Source organism: Nitratireductor soli (genome assembly GCF_001050155.1).
In the GTDB taxonomy this organism is placed as follows: Bacteria; Pseudomonadota; Alphaproteobacteria; order Rhizobiales; family Rhizobiaceae; genus Nitratireductor; species Nitratireductor soli.
In genome coordinates, this window is record NZ_LFVY01000001.1 from 396,356 (window position 1) to 411,332 (window position 14,977).

General features: G+C 64.1%; 14 protein-coding genes, 1 tRNA gene and 2 pseudogenes. 12 read left to right on the plus strand and 5 right to left on the minus strand.

All coding sequences use genetic code 11. The features are described from left to right. Window positions 1–199: 199 nt before the first annotated feature. Window positions 200–1,015, minus strand: a complete 816-nt coding sequence (locus tag AB843_RS01915; RefSeq protein WP_048645067.1) for a crotonase/enoyl-CoA hydratase family protein — start codon at window positions 1,013–1,015, stop codon at window positions 200–202. An 84-nt stretch (window positions 1,016–1,099) separates the two neighbouring features. Here AB843_RS01915 and AB843_RS01920 point away from each other — a divergent pair. Both AB843_RS01920 and AB843_RS26050 read left to right on the plus strand, forming a co-directional pair. Continuing rightward, window positions 1,100–1,668 (plus strand): annotated as a pseudogene (locus AB843_RS01920) (TetR/AcrR family transcriptional regulator); the annotation flags it as partial. Window positions 1,669–1,766: 98 nt separating this feature from the next. Continuing rightward, a pseudogene (locus tag AB843_RS26050) lies at window positions 1,767–1,928 on the plus strand (transposase); the annotation flags it as partial. 252 nt (window positions 1,929–2,180) lie between these two features. Here AB843_RS26050 and AB843_RS01925 read toward each other — a convergent pair. After that, window positions 2,181–2,255: transfer RNA gene (locus AB843_RS01925), tRNA-Gly, on the minus strand. 229 nt (window positions 2,256–2,484) lie between these two features. On the opposite strand from AB843_RS01925, the gene AB843_RS01930 reads away from it, so the two are divergent. From AB843_RS01930 to AB843_RS01945, 4 genes are all read left to right on the plus strand, one after another. Then, window positions 2,485–2,982, plus strand: coding sequence for a prolyl-tRNA synthetase associated domain-containing protein (locus AB843_RS01930; protein ID WP_048645068.1), 498 nt, complete (start codon window positions 2,485–2,487; stop codon window positions 2,980–2,982). Between the two features lie 79 nt (window positions 2,983–3,061). After that, complete coding sequence (gene trxA / locus AB843_RS01935) at window positions 3,062–4,105, plus strand: thioredoxin (protein ID WP_048645069.1); 1,044 nt, start codon at window positions 3,062–3,064, stop codon at window positions 4,103–4,105. A 308-nt stretch (window positions 4,106–4,413) separates the two neighbouring features. After that, window positions 4,414–5,085: an LON peptidase substrate-binding domain-containing protein gene (locus AB843_RS01940; RefSeq protein ID WP_048645070.1), complete on the plus strand. Its 672-nt coding sequence runs from the start codon at window positions 4,414–4,416 to the stop codon at window positions 5,083–5,085. A gap of 16 nt (window positions 5,086–5,101) precedes the next feature. After that, window positions 5,102–5,302, plus strand: coding sequence for a Trm112 family protein (locus tag AB843_RS01945; RefSeq protein WP_048645205.1), 201 nt, complete (start codon window positions 5,102–5,104; stop codon window positions 5,300–5,302). Window positions 5,303–5,307: 5 nt separating this feature from the next. Here AB843_RS01945 and AB843_RS01950 read toward each other — a convergent pair whose 3' ends face one another. The 3 genes from AB843_RS01950 to AB843_RS01960 form a co-directional block, all read right to left on the minus strand. Next, window positions 5,308–6,237 (minus strand): ABC transporter permease, encoded by a 930-nt coding sequence (locus AB843_RS01950; RefSeq protein ID WP_048645071.1) that lies wholly within the window; start codon window positions 6,235–6,237, stop codon window positions 5,308–5,310. Between the two features lie 3 nt (window positions 6,238–6,240). After that, window positions 6,241–7,020: an ABC transporter ATP-binding protein gene (locus AB843_RS01955; protein ID WP_048645206.1), complete on the minus strand. Its 780-nt coding sequence runs from the start codon at window positions 7,018–7,020 to the stop codon at window positions 6,241–6,243. Window positions 7,021–7,083: 63 nt separating this feature from the next. Then, window positions 7,084–8,070 carry an ABC transporter substrate-binding protein gene (locus tag AB843_RS01960; protein WP_048645072.1) on the minus strand — a complete coding sequence of 329 codons (987 nt, stop codon included), beginning with the start codon at window positions 8,068–8,070 and terminating at the stop codon, window positions 7,084–7,086. 261 nt (window positions 8,071–8,331) lie between these two features. Here AB843_RS01960 and AB843_RS01965 point away from each other — a divergent pair, with 261 nt between their 5' ends. The 6 genes from AB843_RS01965 to AB843_RS01990 all read left to right on the plus strand — a co-directional run bounded on the left by AB843_RS01965 (window position 8,332) and on the right by AB843_RS01990 (window position 14,977). Continuing rightward, the gene (locus tag AB843_RS01965; protein ID WP_082143595.1) at window positions 8,332–9,096 is read left to right on the plus strand and encodes a GntR family transcriptional regulator; all 765 of its coding nucleotides are present in this window, start codon (window positions 8,332–8,334) and stop codon (window positions 9,094–9,096) included. Further along, entirely contained in the window at window positions 9,093–10,526 is a 1,434-nt protein-coding gene (locus tag AB843_RS01970) for a hypothetical protein (protein WP_048645073.1), read from the plus strand. The genes AB843_RS01965 and AB843_RS01970 overlap by 4 nt, the downstream gene beginning before the upstream one ends. A 263-nt stretch (window positions 10,527–10,789) precedes the next feature. Continuing rightward, window positions 10,790–12,094, plus strand: a complete 1,305-nt coding sequence (locus AB843_RS01975; protein WP_048645074.1) for an ABC transporter substrate-binding protein — start codon at window positions 10,790–10,792, stop codon at window positions 12,092–12,094. A 311-nt stretch (window positions 12,095–12,405) separates the two neighbouring features. Further along, window positions 12,406–13,287 (plus strand): branched-chain amino acid ABC transporter permease, encoded by an 882-nt coding sequence (locus tag AB843_RS01980; RefSeq protein ID WP_048645075.1) that lies wholly within the window; start codon window positions 12,406–12,408, stop codon window positions 13,285–13,287. Beyond that, window positions 13,284–14,249, plus strand: coding sequence for a branched-chain amino acid ABC transporter permease (locus AB843_RS01985; RefSeq protein ID WP_048645076.1), 966 nt, complete (start codon window positions 13,284–13,286; stop codon window positions 14,247–14,249). The genes AB843_RS01980 and AB843_RS01985 overlap by 4 nt, the downstream gene beginning before the upstream one ends. Continuing rightward, window positions 14,237–14,977, plus strand: coding sequence for an ABC transporter ATP-binding protein (locus tag AB843_RS01990; protein WP_087587009.1), 741 nt, complete (start codon window positions 14,237–14,239; stop codon window positions 14,975–14,977). Before AB843_RS01985 ends, AB843_RS01990 begins: the two co-directional genes overlap by 13 nt.

The following is a 14,977-nucleotide window of genomic DNA, read 5'->3' on the forward strand; positions in this document are numbered from 1 at the left end:
GGTCAGCAATGACTGGAATTATTATCGCCGACACGGCTTCCTGTCTTCCCCGGGCGTTGCCTGCGCGAGGAACCGCCAAGGCGTGCGACACGTCGCCTATCGTATCTGGTTGAGCATGTGGAGCGGCGCGGTGCGATCATTGGCGCGGAAGGCGGCGAAGGTTTCCTTCGAGAATGCCGTGTATTTGTCGGTCATTGGTTCATTCCTTTGCTGCGTGCGCCGCCCAGGATCCCGGATAGTGGGGCGCGCGCCTCGCGATCCAGGCATCCAGCCCCTCGCGCAGGTCGGCGGTCGGGACCATACGAGCGAACTGCTCGCCTTCGATCAGCAGGCCTTCGGCAATGCTTTGATTGATGCCGCGCGTCACGGCAATGAGAATGCTGGCCGCGGCCAGAGGCGAGTGTCGCAGGATGCGTCGGGCGAGATCATTCGCCGCCGGCAACAGGTCGGCATGCGCCACCACCTGGTTGACCAGCCCGAGTTCGAGCGCTCGTTCTGGCGAGAAAGTATCGCCCGTCAGCAGCAATTCGAGGGCGCGCTTGCGCCCGGCAAGCCGTGGCAAACGCTGCGTACCGCCGAATGTGGGCGGCATGCCGAGGTTGATCTCCGGCTTGGCGAAGATCGCCCGGTCGCTGGCGATGGCCAGCGGCACGGCCTCGGTGATCTCGCAGCCGCCGCCGTAGGCAAGCCCGTTGACAGCGGCGATGACCGGCTTGCGGAAGGCTTCGAGGCGCGCCGTCAGTCTCTGGCCGCGCCAGACGAAATCCTGCAACGCAGCGTCCGGGCCGCGTGTCACGCTTTGCGAAAACTCATGAATATCGCCGCCGGCCGAGAAAGCCCTGTCGCCTGCGCCGGTGAGGATGACCGCGCGGATGGCGTCGTCCAGTTCGACCACATCCAGTATGTCCAACAAGCGGTCGATCAGGGCGTAGTTCAGCGCATTGAGTTTTTCGGGGCGGTTGAGGGTCAGCGTAACGATGGCGTCGCTACGCTCGATGAGAACCAGATCAGTCATGGGGTGTCCTTGTCGTGAATTGCTCGGGCAGGATGCAACAGATCCGGCATTTTGTATATTGACTGGTCGGTATACATGAGTGATATGGCGACATCCCAGACATCGACACGCGATCGCATCATCGCCGTCGCTTGCAGCTGTTCTATGGCGAAGGCGTGCGCAGCGTCAGCATTGATGCGGTGGTCGAAAAAGCCGGCGGGACGAAGCGAACAATCTACTATCATTTCAGCAGCAAGGGCGAACTGGTGGTCGCCTATCTCGACGATCGCGACCTGCCCAACCTCATCCTGTTCAAGCGCTGGTTCGATGAGTCTGAGGGCGACCTCAGTTAGAAAACGCAGGCAATTTTCGAAAATCTTGCGCATTCCGCCAGGAGCACAAAATAGAAGGGCTGCGGTTTCCGGCGAAAGGCGGCGGAGCTTGCCAATCTGACTGGCCACCCGGCCATGAAGGTCGGCATGCGGCACAAGAAGCAGGTCGAAGCCTGGCTCGCTGAGCAATTTGCATCTGATGGGTCGGTCCGCGAACCGTCGGGGCTTGCCCGGCAGATCGTGTTGCTGATGAATGGGGCGTTCGCGCTCGTCCTGCTTCATCGCGACCCAGCTTATATGGAATCGGCAGGGGATGCGGCCGGAGCGTTGGTCGACGCAGCGGGGCTAGACTCAGAAACTGTTTGTCCGGCTTCAGCGCCAATGAGACGATTTCGGCTTAACGGAAATCCGGGACGCAGAACGAGCCGGCGGAGAAGGCCATCAAGGACATCCGCCGCGCCACAGGCAAACAGTATTCGGCGCAAGAGAAGATCCGCATCGTGCTGGAAGGCTTGCGCGGCGAGGAATCGATCGCGGCGCTTTGCCGGCGGGAAGGTATTGCCGAGAGCCTCTTCGATGCCTTCACTAGCAAGTTCAACGAGGAACGGCCCCACGAGGCGCTCGACATGAAGACCCCGAGCGAAGCCTACGTGCCACCGTCAAGAGCCTATGAGGGTCTGCCGGAAGTGGAGGATGGCATTTGGTTGATCGGCTTCATGCACTATGATCTGGGATATATCGACCTGGAACAGAGAACCTTGCAGACCATCGACAACCCGTTCGGCAGGAGGGTTGCCACCCATGTCCTAGGTGCGTTCTGTTACCCATGTCTCCGGGTCGAACATCGGAGAAACTGGAGCGGGCGATGAGATTCGAACTCACGACCCCAACCTTGGCAAGGTTGTGCTCTACCCCTGAGCTACGCCCGCTCACTATGTCGCTTCCGACGGCGCGCTTATAGTCTCAACTTGACGGCAATTGCAACAGGAAATCGCCTGCGGCAAAAACGCTTTCGCGGAATTGGCCGCGGCTCCGGGAAACATGGTGGCTGTGACCCGCCGGATGGCCGTGTGCGGCCTGCCATGGGTTGGGCTTGCCATGGATCGGGCTTGGCGCTTACAGCCTGTAGCGACGAGAACATGAGGAAACCGTACGATCATGCCCAAGTCACCCGAAGAACTGCTCGGCCATCTGGAAGCGCTCGGTATCGAGACGACCACCCATCGCCACGCGCCCCTGTTCACGGTCGCCGATTCGCAGTCCCTGCGCGGCTTGATCGAGGGCGGACACACCAAGAACCTGTTCCTGAAGGACAAGAAAGACAGGTTCTTCCTGGTCACCGTGGACGAGGATGCCGTGGTCGACCTCAAGTCCATCCATCACAAGATCGGCGCTTCCGGCCGCGTTTCGTTCGGCAAGCCGGACAAGCTGATGGAACTGCTTGGCGTGGAGCCCGGCTCGGTCACCGCTTTCGGTGTCGTCAACGATGTGGATGGCCAGGTAACTGTGGTGCTCGACGCCGCTTTGATGGAGAATGAGACGATCAATGCGCATCCGCTCACCAACGCGGCAACGACGTCGATCTCGCGCGACGATCTGGTGCGTTTTCTGGAGAGCACGCGGCATTCGCCGCTCGTCTTGAAAGTCACCGAGTGATCGCCACATTGTGGGCGAATTATGCGATGCTTGACGCTGCACGGATGGCGGCGGGCCTGGAATCGAGGAAGGGGCACAAATGACCAATCGCGACAATCCATATGACAAGGCGGGGCCTTACGACCAGGCAGGCGCCTATGGTGCCGGTGGAGCCCGGTATACGGCCAATGTCGAGTTTGCCGCTCCCGGCGATGCCGCGCCGGCTGCGACGCCGGCGTTCTCCTTGTCGGACGCGCCGCCGGCGCCAGCGGGAGAGCTCATCAAGGATACGACGACGGCGGCGTTCGGCAAGGATGTGATCGAGGAATCGCGCCGCCAGCCCGTGCTGGTCGATTTCTGGGCGCCCTGGTGCGGCCCGTGCAAGCAATTGACGCCGGTTCTGGAAAAAGCCGTGCGGGAAGCGGGCGGCACGGTAAAGCTTGTCAAGATGAACATCGACGAGCATCCGGCTATCGCCGGCCAGCTTGGCGTGCAGTCGATCCCCGCCGTATTCGCCTTCAAGGACGGGCAACCGGTCGACGGCTTCATGGGCGCGCTGCCGGAAAGCCAGGTCAAGGACTTCATCAAGCGGCTCGGCGGGACGGCAGGGCCGGGCGCCGAGATCGACGATGCGCTGGCTGCCGCCGCGGAGGCGCGGACGGCCGGCGACGCGCAGATGGCCGCGCAGATCTATTCGGCCGTTCTGCAGCGTGCGCCGGACAATATCGATGCCATCGCAGGGCTTGCCGATCTGATGTTCGAGGCGGGGCAGGTGGAGCAGGCGGGCGAGCTCCTGGCCCAGGTGCCGCCCGACAAGGCCGATGCGGCGCCCGTGGCGGCGCTTCGGGCAAAAATGGCGCTGGCGGAGCAGGTGGCGGGCCTTGGCGACAGCGCCGCCCTGGAAAGCCGCCTGGCGGCCGATCCGGCCGATCACCAGGCCCGCTTCGACCTGGCGCTGTTGCAGAACGCCAGGGGCGACCGCGCGGCGGCGGCCGAAAGCCTGCTGTCGATCGTTCGCGCCGACCGCGAATGGCAGGAGGATGGCGCGCGTGCGCAGTTGCTGAAGTTCTTCGAGGCGTGGGGTCCGACCGACCCGGCAACATTGGCTGCCCGGCGCAAATTGTCATCGCTGCTGTTTTCCTGAGACGGGCCCGATTATTTGCTTATTCGCCAGGCTGCTCCAGATAACGGGCAAACCTAGTGCGACGCAGCACCCGAAAGGATAGCTTTGCTTTCCTTCAAGTGACGCAAGGTCGCCTGGATGCAACAGTCTGGTGGCCTGCTTGTCCCAGTCCAAACCTATCGGTTTGACTGGGGCAGGGCACTAGAGCGGGATGAGGAAGAGCGTGAAGCGGTTTTCCGCCTGCATCCCGCTCTAACTTGTTGAGAGCGGTCACGTTTATGGTTCTGGAATGATTCAAGCCAAAATCATCGTGATCCAGGGAGAAGTCGGTGAAGGCAGGCAATCTATCCTATCGGCGCGCGAGTGACATTGACAGTGTGATCCCCGTCTTTCCATTGTCGGCGGCGCTGTTGCTGCCCGGCGGGCGGCTGCCGCTCAACGTTTTCGAACCACGCTACCTGGCGATGACCGACTATGCGCTTTCCGGCGCGCGGCTGATCGGCATGGTGCAGCCGCGCCTCGACGGGGCGCGACGCGCCGACGGAGAGCCGGAACTGTGCCAGGTGGGCTGCGTCGGCCGGCTCGCCTCGGTTTCGGAAACCGGCGACGGCCGCTATCTGATCACGCTGAACGGCATCTGCCGGTTCCGGCTGGCCGAAGAGCTGACGGTGCGCACCCCGTTCCGGCAGTGCCGCATCACGCCCTTCGAGAGCGATCTTCACGAGGAAACGGATGAGGAACGGGTCGACAGGCCAGCCCTGCTCAGGGTCTTCCGCGCCTATCTCGACGCCAACAATCTGGAAGCCGACTGGGACAGCGTCAATCAAGCGGAGAACGCCAGCCTGGTCAACGCGCTGTCGATGATGGTGCCATATGGCGCGGCGGAGAAGCAGGCGCTGCTGGAAGCGCCGGACCTGAAAACGCGCGCCGAGACGCTGATCGCCATTACCGAGATCGCCCTGGCGCAGGGCGGCGAGAATACCAGCCGGCATCTGCAATAGGCAATGGATGGGCACCATGGACACGCAACGGATCGACCGCAAGCTCCTCGAGCTCCTCGTCTGCCCCCTGACGAAGGGGCCGCTGCGCTGGAACGCCGAGACCAATGAGCTGGTCTCGGCCAAGGCGCAGCTTGCCTATCCGGTGCGCGACGGCATTCCGATCATGCTGCCGTCGGAAGCGCGGCCTCTGGAAGATGGCCGCGCCCGCGCCAGATAGGGCCTCTATTCGCGAAAGCTTTCGCGCGCCGTCGCCGCCTGCCGGCCGCCGGCGCCGCGCAGGCTGGGCAGCGCCAGCATCAACAGCACGAAAGCGCCGGTCGCCAGCTTCAGGTCGGGTGGCGGCATGCCTGCGGCAAGACACAACGATACAAGCTGGTAGTAGACGATGGCGCCGGCGAAGGGGGCGAGCAGTTGGCGCCAGACCGTCGTCTTGCCGACGATGGCCTCGCCGATCATCAGCGCGGCAAGCCCGTTGATCAGGATGCCCAGGCCCATATTGACGTCGGCAAACCCCTGTGACTGGACCATCAGTGCGCCCGACAGGGCCGAGAAGGCGCCGGCCAGGCCGACGCCGCCGATGGTCGCCGCCCAGACATTGATGCCCTGCGCCTCGGCCATGGCCGGATTGGCGCCGACGGCACGCACAGCCGTGCCCTTTTCGGTGGTGAAATAGAAGTTCAACAGCAGGAAGACGATGACCGAGATGATGCCGACGGCGACGATCTTGGCGATGGGAAAGCCAGCTTGCGTGAAAGGCACCCAGTCGAAGATCGTCGTCGAGCCGAACACCGACAGGTTGGAACGGCCCATGATGCGCAGATTGACGCTGTAGAGCATGGTCATGACCAGAATGCCGGCCAACAGCGTGTGGATGCGGAAGCGCAGATGAATGAAGGCCGTGCAGCAGCCGGCGATGAAGCCGAACAGCAGGGCGATGCCGATCGCGGTTATCGGCGACAGGCCGGCGGCCAGCGCCACGCCGCAGATGCAGCCTCCGAGTGGAAAGGCGCCCTCGCTGGTCAGATCGGGAAAGCTCAGCATGCGGAAGGGGATCATGATGCCGGCGACGACGAAACCGAGGATCAGGCTCTGCGCCAGCGTCACCGGGATCAGGGCGACGAAACTCGTCAGGGTGGTTTGCAGGAAATCCATGGGTCAGCTCGCCAGCAGCATGCGGTCGGTCTTGGTGGAGAAATGGCCGATCAGGTCCGGGACCGTCACATTGGCCTTTTCGGCACCACCGATTTCCAGGTGGACATGTCCTGAATCCAGCATCACCACCCGGTGACCGTAATCGACTGCGTGCTGCATGTTGTGCGTTACCATCAGTGTGGTCAGCTTCAGTGCCTCGACGGCGCGAACCGTGGCGCTCATGACGATGTCGGCCGTGCGCGGGTCGAGCGCCGCCGTGTGTTCGTCCAGCAGCAGGAGGTCGGGCGAGCCGCTGACGGCCATGATCAGTGACAGCGACTGGCGCTGACCGCCCGACAACAGCTCGACGCGCGTGTCGAGCCGGTTTTCCAGGCCAAGGCCGAGGATCGACAGGCGTTCGCGATAGGTGGAAAGGCGCTTGGCGTTCAGTCCGGGGCGCAGGGTGCGCCGTCTGCTGCGCAGATCGGCCAGCAGCATGTTTTCCGCGACGGTCATGCTGGCCGCGGTGCCGAGCATCGGGTCCTGGAAAACGCGGGCTATGCGCGCGGCGCGCTTGTGAACGGGCATGGCCGTCAGGTCGTCGCCATTGACGATGACGCTGCCCGAATCGAGCATCAGCGAGCCCGACACGGCATTCAGCATGCTGCTCTTGCCGGCGCCGTTGGAGCCGATGACGACGGCGAATTCGCCGGTCGCCAGCGTCAGGTCGAGGCCGTTGAGGGCCACCTTTTCGTCAGGCTGTCCCCGGTAGAATGTTTTTCGCGCGGCACGGACTTCCAGCACCGGCACCTCCCTTGAATTGAATGCGGCGCCTCGTTGGAGGCGCCGCAGATGTTCGGCGTCGGTTCAGTCGACGATGCAGCCGCAATCGGCGAACTCTTCGGGGATCTCCAGGCCGAACGCGACCATGCCCTTCTTCGAGATGCGCGGAGCGTGGTCCTCATAGGCCGGGTTGACCGGCGCGATCGTCTTCGGGTCGGCGCCCTTCAGGATCTCGACGGCGATCTTGCCGGCGTTGACGCCCACCTGCTGGTAGTTGACCGCGAAGCTCGCCGGCACGACGCCGTCGGACACGGCGCCGTCATCGGAGTTGATGATCGGGATACCGGCCTGGCGGGCAGCCGCCGAAACGGCCGCGATGGCCGGCTGCAGCAGGTTCGAGGCGGGCGTGTAGATCACGTCGACCTTGCCGGCCAGCGATGCGATGCGCTGCTGGATGTCGTTGACGTTGTCGACGCCGACCTCGACCACCTCGAAGCCGGCGGCGGGGGCGGCCTCCTTGACCTTGTCGAGGATCGCCGCATCATTGGCCTCGCCCGGATTGTAGGGCAGGCCGAAGCGCTTGGCCTCGGGCACCAGCTTCTTGGCGAATTCCATCACGGCGGCGACATCCTGCAGGTCGCTCGCGCCGGTCATGCCTTCATCGCCCGCTTCCCACGAAGGCACGAGCTTGGCGGCGACCGGGTCGGTGACGGCGGAAAAGACGATCGGGATGCCCGAGCCGGCTAGCGCCTTCTTGGCGATCTGCGAGACCGGCGTGGTGACGGTGTACATCAGCTTCGGGTTTTCCGCCTGCAGCTTGGCGATCATCTGCGGCACCAGCGAAGCGTCGAAATTGGTGTGGCTCACCGAGTAGACGACATCCTTGCCCTCCACATAGCCGCCATCGGTCAGCGCCTGCTTGAAACCCTCGATGGCCGTGTTGAGCTGCGGATGCTCGCCGAAATTGGCGATGCCGATGCGGATCGGCTCGGCCATGGCCGAGCCGAGACCAAAGGCCAGGGCGCCGGCAACGGCAAGGCTGCGCAGCGATAAACTTGTCTTTCCGGTCATGTCATTCCTCCCACAGGACCCGGACATGATGAGCGGAGGGGATTTCCCGACCGCGCGATCACGCCATACAACAAACGAACAGAGGCTTGGGCGGAGCCCGCTTTCCTCCGCCGGAGGGGTTGCGCATGCGCCGTCGCATGCCTCCTCCCCACCCGGATGCAGCGGTCATCATATCGCCGGGTCTTGGGCTGTCAAATACTATATATAATTGTTGAATGGACGAAAAATTATATATAATCATGGCACGAGGAGGACCGTTGCTTGCTGCACACCGCAATTGACGAAGAAAAACCGCGCACCAAGACGGAAGCGGCCTACCTGACGCTCAGGCGGGACATTCTGGCGACGCGGCTGATGCCCGGCGCGCCGTTGCGCATCGGCGCCCTGCGCGAGACCTACGGGCTTGGCTGGACGCCGTTGCGCGAGGCCCTGTCGCGGCTGGAGGCGGAACGCCTGGTCACTGCCGTCAGCAATCGCGGCTTTGCCGTCGCGCCGGTGTCGCGCAAGGAACTGGAAGACCTTTCCAAGGCACGCATGGCGGTTGAGGCAGCGCTGCTCGAAGAGGCGATCCGCACTGGCGGCAACGACTGGGAGGGTGCGGTGGTGACGGCGCATTATCGCCTGTCGCGTTGCAAGATTCCCGCCGTCGGGCTTTCGGAAGCGATCCTGCTCGACTGGGTGCAGAAGCATCAGGAATTCCATGAAGCCCTGCTTTCGGCGGCCGATGCCGCCTGGCTGAAGCATTTCTATTCACAAATCTGGGGACAACTCTGCCGGCACCACATCTTCCTCACCGTGACGCCGACCTTGCGCGCCGCCGCAGGCAATGCGGTCGGCCATGAGGCGGCCGTCGCCGCGCTGCATGACGCGATGTCGCTTGACCAGCACACGCGCCTGATGGAGCTTGCGCTGGACCGGGACCTGGAGGGAGCGCTGGCGTTGATGAAGCAGCATGTCGGATTGACCGTCGATGTCTACACGCTGGCCGACGGGCAGGGCGCGGAGGACGGCGGGACGGCGGCGTGACCGGCCTGGCACGGCGCGGCCGCCCATGGGCGCTTGCTGTACTCGCCGCGCTTGCCTGGAGCGGTGATTGCGGCCAGGCATTGGCGCATGCTTCGGACCGTGGGCATGTGCTTCTGCTGCCGACGCAATACTATCTCTTCGGCGGCATGCTGGCCGTTGCGCTCAGCTTCCTCATCCTGGTTTTCCTGCCGGCGGATGGCATCGACCGGCAGGCCGGCCGGCGGCTGCGGCTGGTGCGGCTGCCGTTCGACGGCCGGGCCGCGGCGAGCCTCCTGTCGTTCCTGTTTTTCGTCGGCCTGCTTGTCGCCGGCGCGTTCGGCAGCCGGGATCCGCTGTCCAATCCGCTGCCGTTGATCATCTGGACCCTGCTGTGGGTCGGGCTGACCCTGGTTCAGGGCGTTTTGGGCAATCTCTGGGCATGGCTCAACCCGTGGTACGGCCCGTGGCGGGTGCTGATGCGCGCCGGCGTGCCCGAAACGGGATGGCTTCGGCTGCCTGCATGGCTCGGCATGGGTCCGGCGGTGCTGCTGCTGTTCGCCTTCGCCTGGTTCGAGCTTGTCTATCCCGCCCCCGATGATCCGGCGCGGCTGGTTGTTGCCGTGTCGGCCTATTGGCTGTTCACCATGGTCGGGATCGTGCTTTTCGGCCATCGGGCGTGGACACGCCGCGTCGAGTTCCTGTCGGTGTTCTTCGGCATGATCGCCCGGCTTTCCCTGTTCGCCGTTTTCCGCGACGGGCAGGGAAGGGCAATCGTCACGCTCGGCCTGCCCGGCCATAAATTGAGCGACAGCCAGGCTCTTCCGGCCTCCGGCGTGGTGTTCCTGTTGCTCGCCCTCGGCTCCGTTTCGTTCGACGGTTTCATGCGCACATTCTTCTGGCTCGACCTGATCGGCGTGAACCCGCTGGAATTTCCCGGCCGCTCGGCGCTCGTCGCGCCGAACACGCTTGGACTGGCGGCCATGGCCGTGGCGCTCTGCACGGCGTTTGTGCTGGCGGTCCGGCTCGGAGAGGCGATTGCCGGCGGGGCCGCGCCGGCGCGCGCGGCGGGCCTGCTCGTCTGGTCGATCGTGCCGATCGCGCTGGCCTATCATTTCTCGCATTATCTCGTCGCCTTCGCCATCAACGGCCAGTATGCGCTGGCCGCACTGTCCGACCCGCTGGTGCGCGGCTGGGACCTGTTCGGCACGGCAGGCATGCATGTGCAGGCGGGCGTGGCGCTCGGCGCGCAATCGGCCTGGATCATCTGGAACGCGCAGGCGCTGGCGATCATCGGCGCGCATGTGCTGGCCGTCATCATCGCTCATCTGATCGCCTACCGGCTGTTCGGCTCGGCGCAGCGGGCGAGCCTCAGCCAGATTCCGCTGGCGATTTTGATGGTCGCCTACACGGTTTTCGGCCTGTGGCTCCTTTCCGCGCCGACGGCGGGTTAGCGGCGGACTGAAGAGTAGAACCAATTTTCGCGAATCGGCCGTTTTTGTAACTCTTTGTTTCTTCGTGTTTTTGCGCCGATTTGGTGATTTCGCTCGCCGGCAAAATCCTCTAAAAGACAGGCGCGTTTCCCTTGGGGCATGTCCTGTTGCCAAGGGAATGGATTGGTGATTTAGTTTGTACACAAGTGATTTTTCCAACGCTGGAAAAAGTCTCCAGCCGTTGGAATTGCTCGGTCAAACGATCACAACAATGGGGAACCGGCATGAGTGAAAATCGCAAGTTTCAGATCAATTCCCACAGCGGGCTTTCCCGCAGGGCTACGCTGAAAGGGCTCGGCGCCGCTGCCGGCCTGATCGCCGCGCCAGGTTTCGTGCGCTACGGCCAGGCGCAATCCTCCGAGCCGATTAGGATCGGGTTCCAGTGCCACCGCACCGGCATCGGCGCCGCCTATGGCCGCTGGTACGAGCGCGTCACGACGGCCGCCGCAAAGCGCATCAACGATGCCGGCGGCATCAACGGGCGGCCGCTGGAGATCGTCATCGAGGATGACGGCACCGATCCCAAGCGCGGCGCGGAAGTGGTCGAGAAGTTCGCCAACCAGCACAAGGTCGACCTGGTCTACGGCACGCTGTTCAGCCATGTGGTCGTCGGCTCGGCGCCGGCCGCCGGCGAATTGAAGATCCCCTACTACGTGGTCAGCGAGGGCTATCACGTGGCGTCGGGCAAATTGAACCGCTACTGCCTGCAGCCCGGCATCACCGATGTGAAGGCGCAGGTGCGTTCCGTCGCTCCGTGGATCGCCGGCAATCTCGGCAAGAAGGTGACACTGGTCTATCCCGACTACGCCTTCGGCCATGACCACCGCGATTTCTTCGAGCCGGCCATTCAGGCGCAGGGCGGCGAGGTGGTCGCCAAGGTGCCGATCCCGCCGACGGAATCCTCCTTCACCCGCTATTTCCCGCAGATCCCCACCGACACCGATGTGGTCTACCACGTCATGGTCGGGCCGGCCGTGCTCACCTTCGTCAAGGAAATGGGCGAGTTCTTCGGCAATTCGGGACCGCAATTGTTCGGCTTCATCGATTCACTGGAGGCCGTCGACATCAAGAGCCCGGGCCTCGAATTCCTCAACGGCAGCCATTTCTGGGAAGGCATGCCGCGCTATGCGCAGGCCGACCAGGCCGATTACGTCACCGCCTATCGCGAGGCCGTCGGCATCGACGACAATGGCGCCAGCACGCAGGACGCCAAGGACGTTTCGACCGCCGCCCACATGTTCGGCTGCTGGGAGACGCTCAACGTCATCAAGGCATCGATGGAAGCCTGCGACTACAAGGGCGTTGGCGACCGTGCGGCGATGATCGAGGCGACCGAGGCGATGACCGACATGGAAGCGGGCGCTGACCACCCGCAGGGCAAGAAGCTGTTCAACGGCAAGATCCACCAGGTGTTCGGCGAGCAGAGCATCAGCCAGGTCTCAGACGGCAAGCTGAAGGTCGTGCATCGCACCTCCATCGAGGACGGCGCCTACGAGCCGGAAGCCGATTACACGACGATGTCGTTCTGAGGCTCGGTGAGATCGGTCGAGCCTTGCCCGCGTGTGCCTTCATCCTCGTCCTTCGACAAGCTCAGGATGAGGATGAAGGCATGGCGCCGCCGCTGCAAGGCTCGGGGAGGGCCGCTAACAGAAGTCCTCATGGTGAGCTTGTCGAACCACGAGGGCGGAATGCCGTGCGGTATCGCAACGACAGACGACCCCGACTTGGACCGGTCACGCTCCCGATGTCTGTGGGTTTCGGCGGCTCGGTGCCTGAGCGCCTCTCCGGTTCGACATTTCCACCTCTCTCACCAAGACCTTTCATGAAAGCACGTTCCTGAATGGCCTTCGGTCCCTATCTCCTCTTGGCGACGCTCGAAGGGCTGGTGACGGCGGCCGTCCTGTCGCTGATGGCGCTCGGCCTGTCGCTGGTGTTCGGCGTGATGCGGGTGGTCAATGTCGCCCATGGCGAGTTCTACATGCTTGGCGCGGTGCTGGCCTGGTGGTTCTCCTCGCTTATCGGAGGGCACCCGGCGGTCGGTTTTATGCTGGCGCTGGTGCTGAGCCCGCTGGTCGTCGCGGCGATCGCCTTCGTTGCCGAGCGGCTGGTGCTGAGCCGGCTCAAATACGAGCCGGAGGCGACCATCGTCGCCACCATCGGCCTTCTGTACATCATCCAGCAATTGGCGCTCACCTTTTACGGGCCGGAGGCGCGGCCGGTGGAGGCGCCGTTCACCTATCGCATCAGCCTGCCCTGGTTCGGCTACTCGGCCTACAAGCTCGCCGTCATCGGCTTTTCCATCCTGATGATGCTCGCTACATGGTTCGTGCTGACGCGCACCAAGATCGGCCTCGTCATGCGCGCCACCCAGTTCGACCGCGAGATGGCGCAGGCCTTCGGCATTCCCGTCGGCCGTGTCTATGCCGGCGTCTTCGCGCTCGGCGCCGGGCTGGCGGCGGTGGCCGCCGTCCTCATCGTGCCGATCCAGCAGGCGCATTATCTGATGGGGCACGACCCGCTGCTGTTATCCTTCATCGTCGTCATCATCGGCGGGCTCGGCTCCCTGCGCGGCACGGTGGTCGCCGCCGTGCTGATCGGCCTGTCGGACGGCATCATCTCGATGTTCTTCTCGCCGACCTTGGCCAAGATGCTGGCGACGCTGATCGTCGCCCTGGTGCTGGTCTTCCGCCCGCAGGGCCTGTTCGGGACGGCGGCGCGATGACCAGACTGACCCCCTCGGCCAAAGGCATCGCGCTGCATGTCGGCGTCGTTCTTGCCCTCCTGGCGCTCAACTTCCTCCTGCCGGAATACCATCGCGGCGTGTTCGCCCGCGTGCTGGTGCTTGCCGTCTTCGCCATGGGCTACAACCTCGCCTTCGGCTATACCGGGCTGCTCAGCCTGGGCCACGCCATGTTCTTCGCCGCTGGTCTTTATGGCGCAGGCCTGACGATCTATCATCTGGAGTGGAGCGTCTGGCCGGCCTTTGCCGCCGGGCTTGCCGCGGGCGCTGGACTGGCGCTCGTCGTCGGCTTCCTGGCGCTTCGCACCACCGGTGTCGCCTTCATGATCGTCACCTTGATGTTCGCCCAGGTGTTCTACCTGACGACGCTCTATTTCACGACCTACACGCGCGGCGAGGAGGGGCTGGTCCTGCCGCAGGCGGCCCGCGTGCTGGGCTTCCCCGGCGGCACGCTCAACCTGTCCGATCCCTCGACGCGTTATCTCGTGGCGCTGGCTTTGTTCACGCTGGTGCTCGGCGTCATCCTGTTCGTCGTGCGCGCGCCGTTCGGCCGTTCCCTCATCGCCATCCGCGAGAACGACGAACGCATGCGCATGCTCGGCTATAACGTGTTCGCCAACAAGCTCGCCTCGGTGGTCCTGTCCGGCATCGTCTGCGCCGCCTCGGGCGCCGCCTATGCCGTGCTGTTCGGCTATGTCGGCTCCGGCTTCGCGGCGATCCAGTATTCCATCCTGCCGCTGTTGTGGGTGCTGGTCGGCGGGGCGGCAACGACGCTCGGGCCATTGATCGGCACCCTGTTCATGTTCTACGTGATCGACACGGCATCGAGCTACACCACCGCCCATCTTCTGGTGGTCGGCCTGGTGCTGATCGGCGTCATCCTGTTCTTCCCGAAAGGCATCGCCGGCACGGTGCGCGAAAGGTGGCTGCCATGGCTGCCGTGACGCCGCTCCTCGTCACCGCCGGCCTCAGCCGCGCCTTCGGCGGGTTGCGCGCCGTCGACCAGGTGGATTTTGCCCTGCCGGAGGGCGAGACGCACGCCATCATCGGCCCCAACGGCGCCGGCAAGACCACCTTCGTCAGCCTGATCTGCGGCCGCGTCGCGCCCAGCTCCGGCAGCGTCGTCTTCGACGGGCGCGAGATTTCGCGGATGCCGGCCCACCGCAGAGTGCGCCTGGGGATCGCCTACACGTTCCAGATCACCAGCGTCTTCGCCAATCTGACCGCCTTCGACAATGTGGCGCTGGCCGTGCAGCGGCGTCTGATCGACGACCATGCGCGCGGCCTTTCCGCCAGGGCCTTGACCGAGCACGGCATGGACGCGCTGACCAAGGTCGGCCTTGCCGGGCACGCGGGCAAGATCGCCGGCACCATGTCCTATGGGCACCAGCGCCTGCTTGAAGTGGCGATGGGACTGGCGCTCAAGCCGCGCCTGCTGATCCTCGACGAGCCAACGCAGGGACTTTCCGACGGCGAGATCGAAAACTTCATCGGCCTCGTCCGGCAGATCGGCGCGGAAGCGACGGTGCTTTTGATCGAGCACAATATGGATGTGGTCATGGCGCTTGCCGAGCGCATCACGGTGATGGAGCAGGGCCGCATCCTGGCGCAGGGCGCACCGGCTGAAATCCGCGCCAACAAGGCCGTCCAGCAGGCCTATCTCGGAGGATGA

Coding starts and splice junctions, on each gene's coding strand:
- AB843_RS01950 (WP_048645071.1), bottom strand. CDS start 6,237: ATGGATTTCCTGCAAACCACCCTGACGAGTTTCGTCGCCCTGATCCCG.
- AB843_RS01960 (WP_048645072.1), bottom strand. CDS start 8,070: ATGACCGGAAAGACAAGTTTATCGCTGCGCAGCCTTGCCGTTGCCGGC.
- AB843_RS01980 (WP_048645075.1), top strand. CDS start 12,406: ATGGCCTTCGGTCCCTATCTCCTCTTGGCGACGCTCGAAGGGCTGGTG.
- AB843_RS01990 (WP_087587009.1), top strand. CDS start 14,237: ATGGCTGCCGTGACGCCGCTCCTCGTCACCGCCGGCCTCAGCCGCGCC.
- trxA (WP_048645069.1), top strand. CDS start 3,062: ATGACCAATCGCGACAATCCATATGACAAGGCGGGGCCTTACGACCAG.
- AB843_RS01945 (WP_048645205.1), top strand. CDS start 5,102: ATGGACACGCAACGGATCGACCGCAAGCTCCTCGAGCTCCTCGTCTGC.
- AB843_RS01915 (WP_048645067.1), bottom strand. CDS start 1,015: ATGACTGATCTGGTTCTCATCGAGCGTAGCGACGCCATCGTTACGCTG.
- AB843_RS01930 (WP_048645068.1), top strand. CDS start 2,485: ATGCCCAAGTCACCCGAAGAACTGCTCGGCCATCTGGAAGCGCTCGGT.
- AB843_RS01985 (WP_048645076.1), top strand. CDS start 13,284: ATGACCAGACTGACCCCCTCGGCCAAAGGCATCGCGCTGCATGTCGGC.
- AB843_RS01975 (WP_048645074.1), top strand. CDS start 10,790: ATGAGTGAAAATCGCAAGTTTCAGATCAATTCCCACAGCGGGCTTTCC.